Annotated in this window: 1 protein-coding gene; it reads right to left on the reverse strand. The window is 68.0% G+C overall.

What is annotated here, in order from left to right; all coding sequences use genetic code 11:
* The coding region (locus FJY73_14345; GenBank protein MBM3321839.1) for a hypothetical protein at positions 1-2134 on the reverse strand (2134 nt) is incomplete at its 3' end.
* Between the last annotated feature and the right edge of the window lie 35 nt (positions 2135-2169).

Here is a 2169-nt window from a genome sequence, read left to right on the forward strand (position 1 = left end):
CGAGGGTGAGAAGCGCGGCGTCTTCCCCAACGATCGTCCATCCCCGATTCGTCCACTCGGCCCCTTCGTTCACGCGCGCCGTCCCGAAGATCTCGGCGGCGCCGAGAAACGTGTTCCACGCGGTCGCGCGGAGATCGAACCACGCGCCCGGCTCGATCCGCATCGTCCCCTTGTTCAGAAGGTGCGCGCCCCGGCCCGGCCGGAGGGGCGAGGGAGTCTCCACACGGATCTCCGTTCCCCCGTCCGCACGGACCGTTCCTTCATTCACGAAGGAATCCTGCACGGCCACGATCCCCTCCTCCACATGGAACGCCCCGTCCCCCGGATCCTCGAGGATGTTTTCGAAACGGCATCCGACCCGGCTCTCCGTGATCGAGAGGCCGGGCGCGTCGGTCCTCCGCACGAGGCCCCTGTTCGAGAAGAGCCCGTCCCCGAGAAGATCCCCTCCCTCGAGATGGAAGACCCCGCCGGGGGAGTTCGCGAAGCGGGTCGCGCTTCCCGCGATCGTGAGGGCCGCGCCCCCTCCGACCGTCACGATCCCCTGGTTCCGGAAGAGATCGCCGCGGAGAGGTCCCTCGCCCGGATCGAGGAGCGCCTCGGCGCCGCTCGAGACGGAGAACGCCCCCGCGTTGTCGAACGTCCCTTCGATCGCGAGAAGCCCCTCGTCCACGGTCACCGCGCCATCCCCCGGGTCGTCGCTCTGGTTCTCGAACGCACACGCGATCCGGCTTGTCGCGCGCGCGAGGCCTCTCCCGCCCCGCTTCCGCACGAGACCGAGGTTCGCGAAGAGCCCCTCGCCGAGGATGTCGCCGCCGAGAAGATCCACGAGCCCGTCGGACTGATTGAGAAAGACGGTCGATGGCCCCGTGATCGAGAGAACCGCGTCCTCCTCGAGCTCGACGACCCCGGTGTTCACGAAATCCTCTCCCTGTCGGAGAGACCCTTCGCCCGGATCGAGATGCGCCTCCGCGCCGCTCGACACGGAGAACTCTCCCGCGTTGTCGAACGGCGCTTCGATGGCGAGAACTCCCTCATCCACGCGGACCGCGCCGTCCCCCGGATCCTCGCTCGTGTTCTCGAACGCGCACGCGATCCGGCTCACCGCGCGAAGAAGTCTGGGATCGGACTTGATCACGTCCCCGCCGTTTCGGAAAGGACCGCTCCCCTCCAGATCGCCTCCCTCGAGAACGAGCGTCGCGCCGTCGCGGTTCTCGAAAAGCCCGTCGGTCCGCAGAGCCGCCCCCTCCGAGACGACGATCCGGCTCGCGTTCCATCCGCCTTCCGCGAGCTGGAGGGTCCCGGCGCCGATGTGGAGCGACTGCATGCCAAGCAAAGTTCCCATATCGAGGGAGCGAATCGGGTCGCCCCCCTCGAACTCGACCGTGTAACCTCCTGGGATCTCGAGGTCGATCACGACACGGTCTCCGGGCCCCGGGACGCCGATCGGATCCCAGTTCTCCGGGTCGCTCCACGAGAAGCCGTCCCCCCCTCCGCTCCAACGGACAGCGAGGCCGCAGCCGACGAGACGCGCCCCGATCTGCTCGCACGCCCCCACCGACTCGGGGGAGCAAGGGGAGCCCGCGCGGAGCTCGTACGGATCCTCGGGGTCTCCTCCTTCGCCTCCGCAGAAGAGGGGATCCGCCGAGAGGTTCCCGTCGATTCCGGCGAACTCCTCAATGCACCCGAACCAGTCTCCTCCCTCGTTGCCGAAGATATCCGTGCAGGACACGCTGAGGTTTTCGAACGGAGTGATGCACGCGACAGCTTCTCCGGCGAAGTTGAAGGCGATGATCGTGTTCTCGATCTGCATCGCGGCCGCCCAGGACGCGAGAGCGGACCCGTTCGGGGCGGTGTTTCCGGCGAAGGTCGAGAAGCGGACCGTGGGCGCCGCGCCGTCCCGGCTCGCGAGGCCTCCCCCCTGCGATCCGGCGCCGTTCCCGTCGAAGACGCACGTTTCGACGGCGAGCACGGAGCCGAGGGCGTGGATCGCTCCGCCGGAAGTCTCCGCGTAGTTCCCTCGAAAGAGGCAGTCCCCCACGTAGGCGCCGCCCATCGCGGAGAGGCCCCCGCCGTTCCCCATCACCGTATTCCATTTGAAGAGACATCCCAGAACTTGCGGGTTCGATCCGTTCATCGCAACGATCGCCCCGCCGTCCGCCGAGGCGTGGT

This window comes from Candidatus Eisenbacteria bacterium, assembly GCA_016867715.1.
GTDB lineage: Bacteria > Orphanbacterota > Orphanbacteria > Orphanbacterales > Orphanbacteraceae > VGIW01.